We start from the raw sequence: 16,065 nt of genomic DNA, 5'->3' as shown, positions 1-16,065 counted from the left end.
CAGGCGCCGCCCAGGACCTCGCCGACAACGTCCGCAGGCCGCCGGTGGACTTCCGGCCGCCTCCCCGTTCCCCGTCAGCCGCGTGGACGGTGAGTCATACCGCCGCCGTCCGGACCGACCGTTCAGCGGCCGCCGCAGAAAGCCGTTTCGAGGAACGCCCGCATCGCCGTGATCTGGGCGGCCTCGTCCTTCTCGTCGCCGCGGCCGGTGTACGAGAGCGCGACCTGGCGGTCGGCGGTGCCCCAGAGCTGGGTGTCGTAGCCGAAGATGCCGCCGTTGTGCCCGAGCACCGGTCCGCACGAGAGCTGGTATCGCGCCAGGCCGAGGCCGTAGTCGAGCTGGTGCCCGCCGGGCTCGGTCGGCACCGCGGTCGTCATCTCTCGCATCAGCCAAGCGGGCAGCAACTGTCCCCTGAGCAGAGCTCGTTCGAAGCGGACCAGGTCGTCGGTGCTGGAAATCAGCGCCCCCGCGGCGCCGGCCCAGGTGGGGTTGTGCTCGGTGACGTCCACGTACGTCGTGCGGACCGGCCCCGCCTCGTCGACGATCGTCCAGTACCCGTGGGCGTGCGGGCCGGGGATCGCGCTCGCGCTGCCGGGGAACGAGCTGTCGTCCATCCCGAGCGGCCGCAGGACGCGCCGGGTGATCTCCTGGCCGTACTCGCGCCCGGTGGCCTTCTCGATCAGGAGGCCGAGCAGCGCGTAGTTGGTGTTGGAGTACCGCCACTCGGCGCCCGGTGCGAAGTACGGCGCGTGGGCGGCGGAGGCCGCGACCAACTGGCGGGCGGTGACCGTGCGCTGTAGCCCGCCGTCGGCGAACCAGGCGCGGAACACCGCCGGGTCGAACAGTTCGGGGAAGATGCCGCCGCTCTCGTTGGTCGGATCCCAGAGCCCCGACGTGTGGTTCAGCAGCTGGCGCACCGTGACGTTCGCGCCGTTCGGCACGAGGCCCGGCAGGTGCTTCTCCACGGCGTCGTCCAGACCGATGCGGCGCTCGCCGACCAGTTGCAGCACGGTGGTGGCGACGAAGACCTTGGTCACGCTGCCCGCCCGGAAGCGCCCGTCGCCGCGTACGGGCGCGCCGGTCGCGAGGTCGGACACCCCCGAGGCGCCCCGCCAGACCCCGCCGCGGTCGCGGATCTCGGCGATCGCGGAGACCGCTCCGGCGGAGGTCAGCGCCGCCAGGGCCTGCCGGCGCTGCCGGGCGGCGGACCGGTCGGACCGGCCGTCCTCGCCCTCGGCCTCGGCCGCGTCGGCGGTCGCCGTGGACTCGGTGGACTCGGTGGGTTCGGCCGCTTCGGCCGTGGACGGGGCGCCCGCCGCCGAAGCGAGCGCGGGGGCCGCGGGCGCGGCCAGGACGAGACAGGCCGCTGCGGCCACGACGTAGGCCAGGCGACGTTTCACGGTTTCTCCTCGGTTGTGGGCGAACCGCGTCCGCCCCGACCTCAGCCTCCCGGCTGCTCGCCACCGGATCGTCGCCCTGACTGAGGACCCGCTCCTCGGCCCCCGGAGGTACCCGCATACGCCGCCGGAAGGAGACCGCACCGCAGGGAAGTTGTACCCCGGTCGGCTGTCGCGCCCGCATCCCGGCGGACCCGCCGGCTCGTTCACCGGCCTTGCCCACCGGCCCCGTCCACCGGCCCTGTCCACCGCCCGGACGGTCGCCCGGGGGAGGCTGCCGGGAATCGAACTGACGTGAGCTCTACCGAACGTGGGATCGATTTCGGCCGGGGGTGATGCCGTGCGTGGCGCCCGTGTCCGGGCGGTGGCGGGTTTCGGATCCGGGGGATCGGCGCGGGTTCGTGTGGTCGGCCGGATCCGCCGACAGGTGGGGGAGGGTGCCCTGGCGTGCGGGGAAGTCGTTCCGGCCCCGGGTGGAGGGAGGTCGAACGGTCGACGATTCCCCGCCGGTGCGCTTCAAACACGGTAGGTGGATACGTTCACCCGATCGGGTGTAGAAGATCGTTCGGCTCGTTCCAGACCTGCCACCCCGCCTACCGTTGGGAAGCGAGCGAGACGGGTCCGCTTGCGTAGATCCCGTTCCCGCCGGGTTATATGACGATCCGTCATCCCCTGTAGTTCCTTCTCGGAGGGAGGCTCCCCCATGCCCCTGGGCACCAGGCCGGAGACGCCGCGGACGCCGTGGCGCGCGCGGTTCGTCCCCGCCGCCGCGCGGCGCGTACCGGAGGACGCTCGGACCGTGGCCGAGCGAGGCGTGCCGGAGCACGTCCGGACGGAAGCGGTGCGGTCGTGAGTTCCGTGGCCCTGGACCGGATCCTTCGCGGTCCCAGCGGGCTGGGCACGGCGGGCCTGCACTTCGCGCCGCGCGACGAGGCGCCGGCGGTGGCCGAGGCATCCGGTTCGGACGCTGGCGAAACGTCACGCCCGGCGCCCGAGGCGGGCCCGCCGAAGACCGGCGACCCGATCCCCGGCCTGTACTGGCACCCGGTGCCGGAGCCCGACCCCGAGCGGGTGGCGGAGGTCAGCCGCCGGATCAAGGCCTGGGCGGAGGACGAGGTCCAGCTCTACCCGCCGGAGTGGGAGGACCAGTTCGACGGCTTCACGCTCGGCCGCTACATGGTCACCTGCCACCCCGACGCCCCGACCGTCGACCACCTGATGATCGCGACGCGGCTGATGGCCGCCGAGAACGCCGTCGACGACTACTACTGCGAGGACCACGGCGGTTCGCCGGTCGGCCTCGGTGGGCGGCTCCTGCTCGCCCACACCGCGCTCGACCCGCTCCACACCACGCAGGCCTACGGGCCGGACTGGGCGGAGTCCCTCGGGTCGGACGCCCCCCGGCGCGCGTACCGCTCCGCGATGGACTACTTCACCCGCACGGCCACCCCCGCCCAGGCGGACCGGTTCCGGCACGACATGGCCCGCCTCCACCTCGGCTACCTCGCCGAGGCCGCCTGGTCGGAGACCGAGTACGTCCCCGAGGTGTGGGAGTACCTGGCGATGCGCCAGTTCAACAACTTCCGCCCCTGCCCCACCATCACGGACACGGTCGGTGGCTACGAACTGCCGTCGGACCTCCACGCCCAGCCCGCCCTGCAACGGGTCATCGCGCTGGCCTCCAACGCCACCACGATCGTCAACGACCTGTACTCCTACACCAAGGAGCTCGCCAGCCCCGGCCGGCACCTCAACCTGCCCGTGGTGATCGCCGAGCGCGAGGGCGTCTCCGAGCGGGACGCCTACCTGAAGGGCGTCGAGGTCCACAACGAGCTCATGCACGCCTTCGAGGCGGAGGCGGCCGCCCTGGCCGCCGCCTGCCCGGTACCGACCGTGGTGCGCTTCCTGCGCGGCGTCGCCGTCTGGGTCGACGGCAACCACAACTGGCACCAGACCAACACCTACCGCTACAGCCTGCCTGATTTCTGGTAAGCGAGGAGATGACCGATGACCACGACCGACATCACCCCCCTGAACGGGTCCGCCCCCTTGAACGGCGCCGCCACCGTCCCCGGGCCGGCCACCCCCTACCAGGGCGACATCGCCCGCTACTGGGACCATGAGGCACGGCCCGTCAACCTGCGCCTCGGCGACGTCGACGGCCTCTACCACCACCACTACGGCATCGGCGACGTCGACCACTCCGCGCTGGGCGAGCCGGGTGACAGCGAGCGCGAGAAGAAGGTGATCGCCGAACTGCACCGGCTGGAGTCCGCACAGACCGGCGTCCTCCTGGACCACCTCGGCGACGTCACGGCCGGCGACACGCTCGTCGACGCCGGCTGCGGCCGCGGCGGCTCCATGGTGATGGCCCACCAGCGCTTCGGGGCCAAGGTCGAGGGCGTCACGCTCTCCGCCAAGCAGGCCGACTTCGGCAACCGCCGCGCCCGGGAGCTGGGCATCGACGACTCGGTCCGCGCCCGGGTCTGCAACATGCTGGCCACGCCGTTCGACACCGGCTCGGTCCGCTCGTCCTGGAACAACGAGTCCAGCATGTACGTCGACCTGCACGACCTCTTCGCCGAGCACTCCCGCATCCTGTCGGTGGGCGGCCGGTACGTGACCATCACGGGCTGCTGGAACCCCATCTACGGCCAGCCGTCGAAGTACGTGTCGCAGATCAACGCGCACTTCGAGTGCAACATCCACTCCCGCCGCGAGTACCTGCGGGCCATGGCCGACAACCGGCTGGTGCCCGCCGCCGTCATCGACCTGACCCCGGCGACCCTGCCCTACTGGGAGCTGCGGGCCACCGCGTCCTCGCTGGTCACGGGCATCGAGGAGGCGTTCATCAACTCGTACCGGGACGGCTCCTTCCAGTACGTCCTGATCGCCGCCGACCGCGTCTGACGGGACGGCGCCCGACGCGCACCGCTGTCCGCCGCCCGCGGCCCGGCCAGCCGCCGGGCCGCGGGCGGCGGCGGTGTGTCCGGGCCCGCGCCGGGGCGGCGCCCGCTCAGCCCTCGCTGAAGACGAGGTCCTCGACCTCGACGGTCATCCGCACGGCGTTGCCGTCGAGGACCTGGACCAGCGGTTCGAGGCTCAGCTCGGTCCGGTCGGTCGGGATGACCTTGACCTCGTCCTGCGCCCCGGCGAGGAAGGCGGGGAGGCAGGTGAGGGAGGTCCCGACCAGGTTGAAGTGGTCGACCAGCCGCCGGAACAGCTTGGGCAGCAGCACCAGGCCGGTGAGCGCCTCCATGGTGGGGATGACCGCGCCGGTGGCGGAGGTGGTGACGTCGTCCCGCCAGAGTCCCTTCTTCTCCGTGCGGGCCTGGTGGGCGACGGTGGTGAGTTCGGTGCGGAGGTCCGCGAAGAGCTTGCTGTAGAAGGTGGGGTAGGCCAGCCCCCTGGAGAGCAGGTCGTGGTTGGCGGTGGTCCGCAGCAGCGGGACGTCCATCTGGACCTGGCTGCCGTCGGCGCCGGGCGGGGCGCCGACGCCGACCAGGGCGACGCAGCGGCCGAGGTTGTCGGCGCCGAGGGTGGCGATCCAGCCGGGCGTGGTGGCGGGAGTGGCGGCGACGACCTTCTCTCCCTCGTGCTGGACGTGGCTGAAGCCGAGGAAGGCGAGCAGCGCGTCCCGGGCGGCGTGGGCGAACTCGTGCGGCTGGCTGACCTCGGGGCCGGTCCGGTCGTAGTGGGTCTCCAGGGCGTCCACGGCGTCGAGCCGCAGTCTGGTCTCGCCGGTGGCGGCGCTGTGCTTGACCGGACAGCCGGGGAGCCGGTCCCAGGCCTTCGGATCGAGCGGGACGAAGCGGACGGTGTCGCCGTCCGGCTCGGAACCGATGATCTTGAACGAGCCGTGGACCAGGAGCATCGTCATGGCAGCCTCTTCGTGGTGGCGACGGAGGCCGCCCGCCCGGTCGGGGGTGCCGGTCCGTGGGGGTCCGTCACGGCCGGTGCGGCCCCGGTGGTGGGAGGCGGCGGGGTGGCGCCACTGTAGGTTCGTGTCCGATCCGGTTCAATCACCCCCCGGCGTTCCCCGTTCGGCGCGTCGCCGGTCCGGCGCGCGACCCGGTGGGGGCTGTCGTGCGGTGCTCCCCGGCGCGGGGGACGGGAACGCCCCGGTGCCGGGGGGATCGGCACCGGGGCGTTCTCCGGTCGGGCGGTCAGTGGGGCCGTGGGTCAGCCGGTCGGTCGGTCATTCGGATCGGTGTCGGACGGTCAGGAGGCGGTGAGTCGGCCCGCCGGGCCGCCGATCCGGTTCCACGTGGTGCCGTTGAGCCACTGGAAGACGCCGCCGCGGTCGGGGGACAGGGCGAAGATCCGGCCGACGCCGTCGATCACGAACTCGGCGCCCGGTCCGCCGATCCGGGCCCAGCCGGAGCCGGAGCCGAAGGACCGGTAGGCGTCGCCGGTGGTGGGGTTGGTGGCGATCAGGGTGTTGCCGCCGCCGGCGGTGATGGTGGCGGCGGGGCCGCCGACCTGGGTCCAGGCGGTGCCGCCGTTCCACTGGAAGACGGCACTGCCGTCGGGGGTGAGTCCGAAGATCCGGCCGGAGCCGTCGACGGCGAACTGGCGCCCGGGCCCGCCGATCCGGGACCAGTTGAAGGCCGCCCCGTTGTACCGGTAGACGTCGCCGGTGGTGGGGTTGGTGGCGATCAGGGTGTTGCCGCCTCCGGCGGTGATGGTGCCGGCGGGGCCGCCGACCTGGGTCCAGGAGGTGCCGCCGTTCCACTGGAAGACGCCGCTGCCGTCGGGGGACAGGCCGTAGATGCGGCCGGAGCCGTCGATCGCGAACTGGCGTCCGGGGCCGCCGATCCGGGACCACGCGGCGCCGTCGTAGCGGTAGAGGTCCCCGGTGGTGGGGTTGGTGGCGGCCAGGACGCCGCCGCCGCTCACGACGGTGCCCGCCGGGCCGCCGACCTGGATCCAGGCGGATCCGTTCCACTGGTGGACCCCGGCGCCGCCGGGCGAGAGCGCGGCGAGCAGCGGGGAGGCCGCGACCGCGGCGGTCGCGGCCGGTGCGGCGGCTGCGACCGGTGCGGGGGAGAGCCCGGCGGCCTGCGCCGGGAGGGTGGCCAGCGTGCCGCCGAGGGCGACGGCGGCGCCGGTGAGGAGGAGCTTGTGGGTCATGGCGCGGAGGTTCATCGGAGTACCTGCCTTCGGGTGAGGTGCGGGTACGTGCGGAGAGAGACCACGGCGGCGGGGATGTGGCGCCCCGCCTTGACCGTTCAGCGCGAACATGCCACGGCCATCCTCGCCCGCGGTCCCCCCGCATGTCGTACGACGAAATGCGGATTCCGTTCGGGCGGCTCCTGCGGTACAAGCGACTCAGCATCAAGTCACTTGCGGTGACGCGTAGTTGGTCAGGACGGGCGGGCCTCGATCCGCTCGGCGCGGACGGCGGTCAGCAGGCCCGCGACCGCCGGGGACCACGGTCGACCGGTCGGACCGGTGAGTGTGAGCGTCCGGTGCACGGCGGGCCGGATCGGGACGAGCACGCAGTCCGCCGGAAGCATCGGCTGCGCCAGCGAGGGCATCACCGAGACGCCCACGCCCGCGTGCACCATGCCGATCAGCGTGTTGAGGTCCCGGATCCGGTGCCGGGGTGCGAACCGGACGCCCGCCCGGCGGTACGCCTCCCGGATCTGGCGTTCGCAACCGCCCTCGGAGAGCAGGAAGTCGTCGTCCTCCAGCTCGGCCACGTCCACGGTGTCCTCCCCCGCCAGCGGATGGTCGCGACGGAGCAGCGCGTGCATGGCGTCCGAGCCGAGCGTGACCGCGCCCGGCGGCACCTGGGTCGTGTCGATCAGGACCGCCGCGTCCACGGTGCCCGCCTCCAGCCAGGCGGTCAGTTCGTCGTCCTCGCCCTCGAAGACCCGCACGGTCAGCCGCGGGTGCGCGGCCCGCCAGTCGTGCAGCAGCCCGGGCAGCAGCCCCTGGCAGACGGTCGTGGGCGCGGCCAGCCGGACCGTTCCGGTGAGCCCGCCCGAGTGGCGGGCGGCGATCGTGCGGACGGCCGCCGCGGAGGCGACCGCCGTCCGGGCGTGCGGCAGGATCCGTTCGCCCAGCGGGGTCGGCCGGGCCGGTGCGGCCCGGTGCAGCACGGGCGCGCCCAGGACCCGTTCCAGGGCCGCCACCGCGTGCGAGACCGCGGACTGGCTGATGCCCAGCTCGGCCGCCGCCGCCCCGAAGCCGCCCGCGTCGGCCACCGCGACCAGCGCCCTGAGCTGGGCCAGGTTCACCTCGGGGGTCATGAGACTTCCTCATCTGCTGCGCACCATGACTTGTTGGACTCATGGTCCGCCGACGAGCCACCCTCTGTCCACGCGGTCGGCCGGGACACCCGGTCGGGGCGACGAGGAAGGGCGGGTGGTCCGGGTGCGGCAGCGCTGGTGGCCGGGGTTCGTGGCACTGTCGGCGATCTGGGGCGCGAGCTTCGCGTTGATCAAGGTGGCCGTCGACGCGGGCGTGCCGCCGGTCTGGGTGGCCTGCTGGCGATGCCTCCTCGGCGCCGCGGCACTCTGGGCGATCCTCGCCGTCCGCCGGGAGGCCGCCCCGCGCTCGCTCGCCACCTGGGGCCACTCCGCGGTGGCGGCCGTCCTGCTGAACGCGGCGCCGTTCGTCCTCTTCTCCTACGGCGAGACGCGGGTCAGCTCGGTGCTGGCCGGCGTGCTGAACGCCACCACCCCGCTGTTCACCCTGCTCTTCGCGGTCGCCACCGTCGCCGGGGAACGCCGCCCCGGCCCGCGCCGGCTCGCCGGCCTCGGCCTCGGCTTCGCCGGGGTGCTCACCGTCCTGGGCGTCTGGCGCGGCGCCGGCGCCGGTTCCGTCGACGCGGTCGGCGGTCTGGCCTGCCTGGCCGCCGCCTGCTGTTACGGCGCCGGGTTCGCCTACCTGCGGCGCCACCTCGCGGGCCGCCCGGAGTCGGCGACCGCCCTGTCCGCCGTGCAGATCGCCTGCGGTGGTGCCGAACTGCTCCTGGTCGCACCCTTCGTCGCCGGTGCCCCGCACTGGCCCGGCGCCGGACCGGCCGCCGCGCTGCTGGTGCTCGGCGCCCTCGGCACCGGAGTGGCCTACATCCTCAGCCTCAACCTGGTCCGCACGGCGGGCACCGCCGTGGCCGCCGCCGTCACCTACGTGACCCCGCTCTGGTCGACGGCGCTCGGGGCCCTCCTGCTCGCGGAGCCGGTCGGCTGGAACGCGTTGTTCGGCGGGCTCGCCGTGATCGCCGCGGTCGCCCTCACCCGGCCCCCGGCCCCCGCCGGGGCGGGGGCGGGGGCGGGCGGTGAGGCCGGCGGCGGGGCAGGTGGCGGGGACGGTCGGAGCCGCCGGGGCTTCCCGAGCCGCCGGAAGGCGCGTCAGCCGGTCGGTTAGGGTGGGTTGATGGGCAAGGGGCGGGCAGGTGGCGGAGGCCGTACGAGCACGGCCCTTCGTGGCGGGTACCCGGGTGGCGCCGCACCGGACGCGCCTGCGTCGGACTTCCCGGTGCCGGACGCCGTGACGGCGGACGCCCCAGCGCCGGACGCCCCGACGGCGGACGCCGCGACGGCGGACGACTCCGCGCCGGGTACGTCCGGTGTGGTCGAGGCCGCGCCGGCCGCCGGGCGCGCGGGTGGGCCCCTCCGCGCCGGGCTCGCGGCGAACGAGCCCCCGGCCGACGGCCCCGAACCGCCGTCGCCGTCGCCGCCCGTCGCCGTCTGGGCCGCGCTGCGCGCCCGACCGCTCCGCTTCCCGTTCACGCCCCACACGGTGCGCTGCTGGGCCTACCTGGTCGGCGGCGCCCTGATCGGGCTGCTGACGACGGTGCTCCTCGTCGTCCTCGCACTGCTCGGACTCGCCCTCTCCGTGGCCGGCATCGGCCTGCCGCTGCTGCTCGCCGTCGCCCTCGCCGGCCTGCCCGCCGGCGCCCTCGAACGCCGCCGGCTCCGGCTGGTCGAACCGAACGCCGTGCCGGACCCGCACCGGGCGCTGCCCGGCGCCGGCCGTCGCGCCCGGCTGCGGACCCGTCTGCGCGAGCGCGCGACCTGGCGCGAACTCGCCCACACCGCGCTGGTCGGTCCGGTGCTCACCGCCGCCGGACTCGGCCTGACCGCCCTGCTGGTGTTCTCCGCGGCCCTGGTCGTCAGCCCGGTCGTGGTGTGGGCGCTCGCCCCCGAGACCGTCATGCTGATCCCCGGCCATGCCGTCCCGGGGCCGCTCCACGCGCTCCCGGCGACCGGGGCCGGCCTCGTCGGCCTGCTGCTCGGCTCCTACGGCGGCGCGCTGCTGACCACCGCCCACGTCCGGCTGGCCCGGTTGCTGCTCGGCCCGCGGGAGGAGGACCTCGGTCGCCAGGTCGTCGAACTGACCCGCTCCCGGGCCCGGTTGGCCGACGCCTTCGAGGCCGAGCGGCGCCGCATCGAGCGCGACCTGCACGACGGTGCCCAGCAGCAGCTCGTCGCCCTCACCATGACGCTCGGCCTCGCCGCCCACGAACTGCGCGAGCGGGCCCACCCGCCGGGTGCGGGGGCCGACGAGCGCGACGGCCGGGCGGGTGGACCGGGAGGCCGGACCGACGAGGACCCGGCCGCCGTGCTCGTCGACCGTGCCCGGGCCGAGGCCCGGCTGGCGCTGGAACAGCTGCGCGACCTGGTCCGCGGCATCCACCCCCAGGTGCTCACCGACCACGGGCTCGCCGCGGCCGTCGCCGAGATCGCGCTGCGCCACCCGGTCCCCGTCGAGGTCGACCTCGACCTGCCCGGCCGGCTGCCCGGCCCGGTCGAGAGCACCGCCTACTTCACGGTCACCGAGGCCCTCACCAACGCCGCCAAACACAGCGGTGCCACCGCCGTCAGCGTCCACGGACGGGTCGCGGACGGCCGGCTGGTGGTCCAGGTGACCGACGACGGCCGCGGCGGAGCCGACCCGGCCGCCGGGGCCGGGCTCCAGGGACTGGCCGACCGGGTCGCGATCCTGAGAGGACGACTCATGGTGACCAGCCCGACCGGCGGGCCGACCAGGCTCCGGCTGGAGGTGCCGTGCTCCGGCTAGTCATCGCCGAGGACGCCGTCCTGCTCCGGGCCGGCCTCGTCGAACTGCTCACCCGGGGCGGCCACCGGGTGGTCGCCGCCGTCGGCGACGCGGCCGCGCTCGCCGACGCCGTGGACGCCGAACGGCCGGACGCCGTCGTCACCGACGTCCGGATGCCACCCGGCTTCCACGACGAGGGACTCCGCGCCGCCCTGGAACTCCGCGAGCGCCACACCGACCTGCCCGTCCTGGTCCTCTCCCAGTACGTGGCCACCCCGTACGCCACCCGGCTGCTCGGTGCCGCGGGCGCGCAGCAGGCCGGGCTCGGCTACCTCCTCAAGGACCGGGTCGGCGACGTCGGCGACTTCCTGGACGCGCTGCGCCGGGTGGCCGCCGGTGAGACGGTGATCGACCCGGAGGTGGTCCGCGTCCTGCTCCGGGGCCGTTCCGCGGACCGGCCGCTCGGCCGGCTCACCCCGCGCGAGCGCGAGGTGCTGGGGCTGATGGCGGAGGGCCTGAACAACCAGGCCCTCGGCGCCCGGCTGAACATCACCGAGGCCTCGGTGGTCAAGCACTGCGGGAACATCTTCATGAAGCTGGACCTCGACCCGGCCGAGGGCAACCGGCGCGTCCTCGCCGTCCTGGCCCACCTCGCCGATCAGCGCGGCGAGTAGCCGCCGGACGTCCAAGGGCCGGGTCACCACCCGCTGACGCTCTCCGGTCTCCTGGCACGTGGCCGAGCCGGAGACCGGCCACCGGCCGATGTTCTCCCAGCCGCGCGAACCGGCCTGCGTCCTGCGGGAAGCCGCCGCCCCCTGAATGCGGACTCCCGGGCCCGACGAGCGGCGACGGGCGCCTGCCCCGTAGCCTTTCGATTGAGTTTCCCCGGGGGGGGGGGTGGGTAATTCACGGCCGTGCGAAGAAACCGGCTCGTCTCAGCAGGGGAGGACGGGAACGCAGATCTCGCACAGGTGAGCGTCGAGCATCTGTGGACGGTACCGTTCGACAATCGGCCGCCCGGGGTCCGGACTGAAACCCGCACCTGTCAGTGCGTGGAACAGTCCGGCCCAGGCGCGTGACAACCCCTCGGGGGTGTGCGGGACGACCAGGACCGCGTGACGGCCGCCGGCCAGTCGGGCCTCCTCGACCTCGCCGTGCGGGATCCCGGCGTCCTGCGGAAGGACGAGGCACGCGTCGTACCTGCAGTTCTGCGGCGTCGTCCGCGCGGGGTCGTCCCGGGCGATCCCCAGGACGACCGAGTCGGCCCGGAACAGGCCGTTGCTGGTGGCCCATTCCTTGAGCCTTTCCATCGGGGCGGCATTTCCGGGCCCGTACGGGCCGACGTGCCTCAGGTAGGCGATCCGGAATTCCGGAATGTCCTCCACGGTGAACACGACGTCCCCTCCGTTCGATCGGCGTGAATCGAACAGTAGCAAGGTATAAAATCCCTTCCGGTCGATATTTCAAAAGTCATCGCTCGGGAGCGCCCGGCCCACTACTCCCGAGCCGGTCGCCGGTCGCCGGCGTGGGCCTCGGAGTCGAGGGGGACGCGTCGGGGGCGAGGAGGGCGGCCAGCCGCTGGGCGGTGGTCTCCCAGGACCACTGTTCCCGGACCCACCGGCGACCGGCCTCGCCCGTCCGCGCGCGCTCGGCGGCGGGCGTCCGGAGTATGCGGACGATCGCCTCGGCGACGGCGGTGTCGTCGCGGCCGTCGACGACGGTGCCGGTGACGCCGTCGAGGACGGCGTCCGGTGCACCGCCGGAGCGGCCCGCGACGACGGGGAGTCCGGAGGCCGCCGCCTCCAGGAAGACGATGCCGAGACCCTCCGCCTCCAGACCGGCCCGGCGGGTGCGGCACGGCATCGCGAAGACGTCGGCCGCCGCGTAGTGGGCGGGCGTCTGCGCGTGCTCCCGGCCGCCGGTGAACACGACCGAGCCCGGCTCGGTGTGCCGCCGCGCGAGGTCGCGCAGCCGCTGTTCGTCCGGGCCGCGGCCGACCAGCACCAGGGTGGCGCCGGGGACGGCCCGCCGGATCTGCGGGAGCGCGCGGATCAGGGAGTCCTGACCCTTGCGCGGGACCAGCCGGGCCACACAGAGGATCACCGGCCCGGTGGGACCGCCGCCCCGCTGCTCCCGCCACAGTGCGGACGACTCGTCGGACGGCCGCCCGGGCCGCGGCCGGAACAGGTCGGCGTCGACGCCGGGCACGAGCCGTTCCAGCCGGGCCGCGGGTCCGAGCGCGGGGGCGATCCGCTCGCGGGTGTACGGACCGAGGTAGGTGACGACGTCGACGCTGTCACCGATCCGCCGCAGCAGTCGACGGGCCCCCGGGGTGCGCGCCCACCAGATCTCGTGGCCGTGCGTGGTGGCGACGGTCCGCCGGATTCCCGGCGCTCGGCGGCGGAGCCCGGGCGTCATCGCGGCGAGCGGGGCCGCGGCGCCGAACCAGACCCGGTCGCAGCCGTACGCCCGGGCGATCTCGGCGGCCCGGCGGGTGACCCGCCCGGTCGGCAGCAGCGTCCGGGACCGGTCGCGGATCACCGGGAACGGCAGTGCGGCGTCGTGGTGGGCGGAGCCCGGTTCGTCCGAGGTGTAGACGACGACCTCGCCGCCGGGCAGCCGGGTGGCCATGGCGTGGACGAAGGTCTCGATGCCGCCCTGTCGGGGCGGGAAGTCGTTGGTGACGATGAGGGTGCTGGTCATGGGGTGGTGACGACCTCGGTTCGGGGGAAGGCGGTGGCGGTGGCGGTGGTGCGGGCCGGGGCGCGGGCCGGTTGCCGGGGGCGGGCGGGCACCGGGGTGGTGGGGCGGCGCGGCGCGGGACGGACGCACCCGCCCGCCCGCGGCGGCGGGGCGAGGAGAGCAGGGGCACGTACGGACGGGGCGGGCACGGCGGGCACGGCGGTGGCGGTGCGGGCACGGTCGGCCCCGGGGCGGTCGCGCGCGGACAGCCTGGCGAGGAGGACGAGGAGCGCGGGCAGCGCGAGGTAGCCGAACCGTCCGGCGGGCGCCAGCAGGAAGGCCAGGCCGAGTCCGAGTGCCAGCCGGTCGGCTGCGCCGGTGGCGTCCCGGGGCGGGCGGAGCGCGAGCGACGCGGCGACCGCGAGTCCGGCGAGCAGGAGCAGGGTGAGGGAGGTGTACCACCCGGCCGGGCCGAGGTCGGCGAGGATCCGGCCGGGCAGGGGGCTGCTCGCGGGCGTGGGCAGCCCGCCGCGCCCGGTGGGGAAGGCGAACACCTGCTGCACCAGCGGTCCGGGCGCGCGCAGTGCACCGGGCAGGACGATCGCGGCCGTGCCGGCCACGGCGGTGGCCGTCGCGCGCACCGCCGCCCGCCGTCCGGCGGTGGCGGCCAGCAGGGCGGCGACCACGGCGACCGCCGGCCAGGCCGTCCACTTGAGCGCGCAGGCCAGGGCGAGGGCCGCTCCGGCGCCGAGCGGGCGGGCCCGGCCGGCCAGGGCGAGCGCCAGGCAGCAGAGTCCGGTGAGTGGCAGGTCGACCCCACTGACGCAGAGCGGCAGCGCGACCGGCGGCGAGGCGATCAGCGCCGCGACCTGCGTGCCGACCTGCGGGCCGACCGGGCCGACGGCAGGCCCCGAAGTCGGAACAGGTCCGCCCCGATGCCGACGCCGATGCTCACGCCGCAGCCGCAGCCGCAGCCGCAGCCGCAGCCGCAGCCGGGTCCGGTGCGGTCCGACGGCCGCGACCAGGCAGCCGAAGAACGCGGCGGCACACCACACCCGTGCGTCGCCGAGCATCCGGACCGGCCACCCGTCCGATCCGAGCAGCGCGCGAGGCAGCCCGAACAGCGCCATGCCGGGCAGGTACGGCGTGTACTCGGCGACCGTGTGCGGCTCGGCCAGGTACGGCGTGCCGTGCCGGAGCAGCAGTTCGCCCGACCGTTCGATGACGGTGACCTCGCTCTGCCCCTGCCCGGTGGCGACCAGGACGAACAGCGGTACGGCGATCGCGCCGGCGAGCGCGACGGCCGCCGCGCAGCGGGACGCCCACCGCCGGGGCAGCACCAGCACGGCAACCGCCGCCGCCAGGTATCCCGTTGCGGCGTGCAGTCCCCAACTCCGGTGCGGTCCCAGCCCGGAGACGAGCGGGAACGCCCCGGCCCAGCCGGCCGCGACCAGCCATCCGCCGCACCACAGCAGCCGTCGCCCGCCGGGGGAGCGGTGGCGGTGACGGTCGTGGCGGTGGCGGTCGTGGAGACGAGGTCGATCGTGAGGGCGGGGAGGGCTCGGACGGCTTCGACGGGCGCGGTGAATCAGCACCACTTCATTGCAGCGGCGCAGGTCGGCGAGGTCATGAGGGCCAGGTCGAGTCCTGTGGTCGGGTTTCCCCTACCACGGTCGGGCGCGCGGGGGAGGGCCGCGCGCAGGCCGGACGGTGGGATCGTGCACGGGTGGGGTCCGCCCTTTCGCGAGGTGTTCCGAACAAGTGAATTCGTACCCGACCTGACGTTCGGTGTCCATGGAATTACGCTCGGTGCCGTCCGGTCGCTATCGTGGACGGCGTGGTGAGGTCCTGGGATGCGGCGGTGGAACGGGCGCAGGCGCGGCTGGAGGCGGCGCCCGGGGTGCGGGCGGTGGGGGAGGGCGAGGGGCGGCGGTTCGCGCTCTGGGACCTCGCGTCGCGCGCCGAGGGGGAGTTGGGCGAGCAGGTGGATCCGGAGGCGATCGGTCCGGCGGAGGAACGCGCCCTGCGACAGCGGCTCGGAGAGAGCGGGCGCGAGTGGCCGGACGGTGAGCTGTACCGCCGCCGCTACTGGTTGACCGGCGCCGCCGGGACCGCCGACCCCGTGGGCGGAGCGGCCGACGCCACCGGTGCCGTGGCCGGCGCCCCGGTCGGCACCGTCGCCGTCGACAACTGGACGAAGGGGCCCGGGCAGTTGGCCGTCTCCTCGCTCTACCTGCGCCCCGCCGCGCGTGGGCGCGGCCTCGCCGCGACGGCGCTCGACCAGCTCTACCGGGCCGCCACGGCCGAGGGTCTGCCCGGCTACCGCCTGGAGGCGCACTGGACGTGGCAGCACGCCGTCCGGTACTACCTGCGCCGCGGTCTCTGGGTGGTCTCCTGGAAGCACGCCGTCGGCCTGGCGCGGCTGCCCCAACTGCCGCCCTACCGGGTACGGGAGGAGGAGGACCGGCTGGTCCTGCTGGTCGCGGACGGGGCGCCGGGCCCCGGTGGCGGCTGGACCCCGCTGCTCACCGCCGGCCGCGAGGGCCGCTGGCTGCGGCTGGACGAGACCACGGACTACCGCCGGGCGGACGGCTGGGTGCGCGACTTCGCCCGCTCCACGCTCGCCCTGCACCTGGCGCTCGCCGGACGCCCGCTGGTGCGCGGCCCGCAGTGGTGGGCGGAGGCGTGGCGGTGGTCGGACGCGGGGGAGCCGGAAGGGCTCGCGTACCGGATCGAGCACGTCGAGCGGTCGGCGCGCGACGGCGGCCGGCCGGTCACGACCCCCTACCGTCCGATCCTGGCCGGCCCGGGCGGCGGCCCGGGCGGCAGACAGGTCCGTGAGCAGGCCCACGACCAAGGCCGAGATCAGGGCCGCGATCAGGGCCGCGACCGGACCGGCGACCGGAGGGGGGAGCCCGGCGACCCCGCGCGATGACCTCGCCGCGCACCGCTCCGCACCCCGGCGGGCCGACCT

Annotated in this window: 12 protein-coding genes and 1 pseudogene; 6 read left to right on the top strand and 7 right to left on the bottom strand. The window is 75.0% G+C overall.

Annotated elements, in window-relative coordinates:
• Positions 1-122 precede the first annotated feature (122 nt).
• Positions 123-1,400: a serine hydrolase domain-containing protein gene (locus PUR56_RS27750; protein ID WP_329950927.1), complete on the bottom strand. Its 1,278-nt coding sequence runs from the start codon at positions 1,398-1,400 to the stop codon at positions 123-125.
• A gap of 867 nt (positions 1,401-2,267) precedes the next feature.
• Here PUR56_RS27750 and PUR56_RS27745 point away from each other — a divergent pair.
• Both PUR56_RS27745 and PUR56_RS27740 read left to right on the top strand, forming a co-directional pair.
• Positions 2,268-3,389, top strand: a pseudogene (locus PUR56_RS27745) (family 2 encapsulin nanocompartment cargo protein terpene cyclase); the annotation flags it as partial.
• 15 nt (positions 3,390-3,404) lie between these two features.
• Positions 3,405-4,307: a geranyl diphosphate 2-C-methyltransferase gene (locus tag PUR56_RS27740; protein ID WP_329950926.1), complete on the top strand. Its 903-nt coding sequence runs from the start codon at positions 3,405-3,407 to the stop codon at positions 4,305-4,307.
• 106 nt (positions 4,308-4,413) lie between these two features.
• Here PUR56_RS27740 and PUR56_RS27735 read toward each other — a convergent pair whose 3' ends face one another.
• From PUR56_RS27735 to PUR56_RS27725, 3 genes are all read right to left on the bottom strand, one after another.
• Complete coding sequence (locus PUR56_RS27735) at positions 4,414-5,277, bottom strand: thermonuclease family protein (RefSeq protein WP_329950925.1); 864 nt, start codon at positions 5,275-5,277, stop codon at positions 4,414-4,416.
• A 341-nt stretch (positions 5,278-5,618) separates the two neighbouring features.
• Positions 5,619-6,530, bottom strand: a complete 912-nt coding sequence (locus PUR56_RS27730) for a hypothetical protein (protein WP_329950924.1) — start codon at positions 6,528-6,530, stop codon at positions 5,619-5,621.
• 233 nt (positions 6,531-6,763) lie between these two features.
• On the bottom strand, positions 6,764-7,654 hold the full coding sequence (locus tag PUR56_RS27725) for a LysR family transcriptional regulator substrate-binding protein (protein ID WP_329950923.1): 891 nt from the start codon (positions 7,652-7,654) through the stop codon (positions 6,764-6,766).
• 115 nt (positions 7,655-7,769) lie between these two features.
• Between PUR56_RS27725 and PUR56_RS27720 the strand changes: the two genes are divergently transcribed.
• From PUR56_RS27720 to PUR56_RS27710, 3 genes are all read left to right on the top strand, one after another.
• Entirely contained in the window at positions 7,770-8,774 is a 1,005-nt protein-coding gene (locus tag PUR56_RS27720; protein ID WP_329950922.1) for a DMT family transporter, read from the top strand.
• 333 nt (positions 8,775-9,107) lie between these two features.
• Positions 9,108-10,430: a sensor histidine kinase gene (locus PUR56_RS27715; RefSeq protein ID WP_329950973.1), complete on the top strand. Its 1,323-nt coding sequence runs from the start codon at positions 9,108-9,110 to the stop codon at positions 10,428-10,430.
• Complete coding sequence (locus PUR56_RS27710) at positions 10,418-11,083, top strand: response regulator transcription factor (RefSeq protein ID WP_329950921.1); 666 nt, start codon at positions 10,418-10,420, stop codon at positions 11,081-11,083. The genes PUR56_RS27715 and PUR56_RS27710 overlap by 13 nt, the downstream gene beginning before the upstream one ends.
• A gap of 261 nt (positions 11,084-11,344) precedes the next feature.
• Here the strand turns inward: PUR56_RS27710 and PUR56_RS27705 are convergent, their stop codons facing one another.
• From PUR56_RS27705 to PUR56_RS27695, 3 genes are all read right to left on the bottom strand, one after another.
• Positions 11,345-11,803: an AraC family transcriptional regulator gene (locus PUR56_RS27705; RefSeq protein ID WP_329950920.1), complete on the bottom strand. Its 459-nt coding sequence runs from the start codon at positions 11,801-11,803 to the stop codon at positions 11,345-11,347.
• A 76-nt stretch (positions 11,804-11,879) separates the two neighbouring features.
• On the bottom strand, positions 11,880-13,112 hold the full coding sequence (locus tag PUR56_RS27700; protein WP_329950919.1) for a glycosyltransferase family 4 protein: 1,233 nt from the start codon (positions 13,110-13,112) through the stop codon (positions 11,880-11,882).
• Entirely contained in the window at positions 13,109-14,437 is a 1,329-nt protein-coding gene (locus PUR56_RS27695; RefSeq protein WP_329950918.1) for a hypothetical protein, read from the bottom strand. The genes PUR56_RS27700 and PUR56_RS27695 overlap by 4 nt, the downstream gene beginning before the upstream one ends.
• Before the next feature lie 491 nt (positions 14,438-14,928).
• On the opposite strand from PUR56_RS27695, the gene PUR56_RS27690 reads away from it, so the two are divergent.
• Entirely contained in the window at positions 14,929-16,026 is a 1,098-nt protein-coding gene (locus tag PUR56_RS27690; RefSeq protein WP_329950917.1) for a GNAT family N-acetyltransferase, read from the top strand.
• Positions 16,027-16,065: the final 39 nt, after the last annotated feature.

It is taken from the genome of Streptomyces sp. BE303, assembly GCF_036290945.1.
GTDB lineage: Bacteria > Actinomycetota > Actinomycetes > Streptomycetales > Streptomycetaceae > Kitasatospora.
Note: the sequence above shows the minus strand (reverse complement) of the source record. Positions and strands in the feature narration are given on the sequence as shown.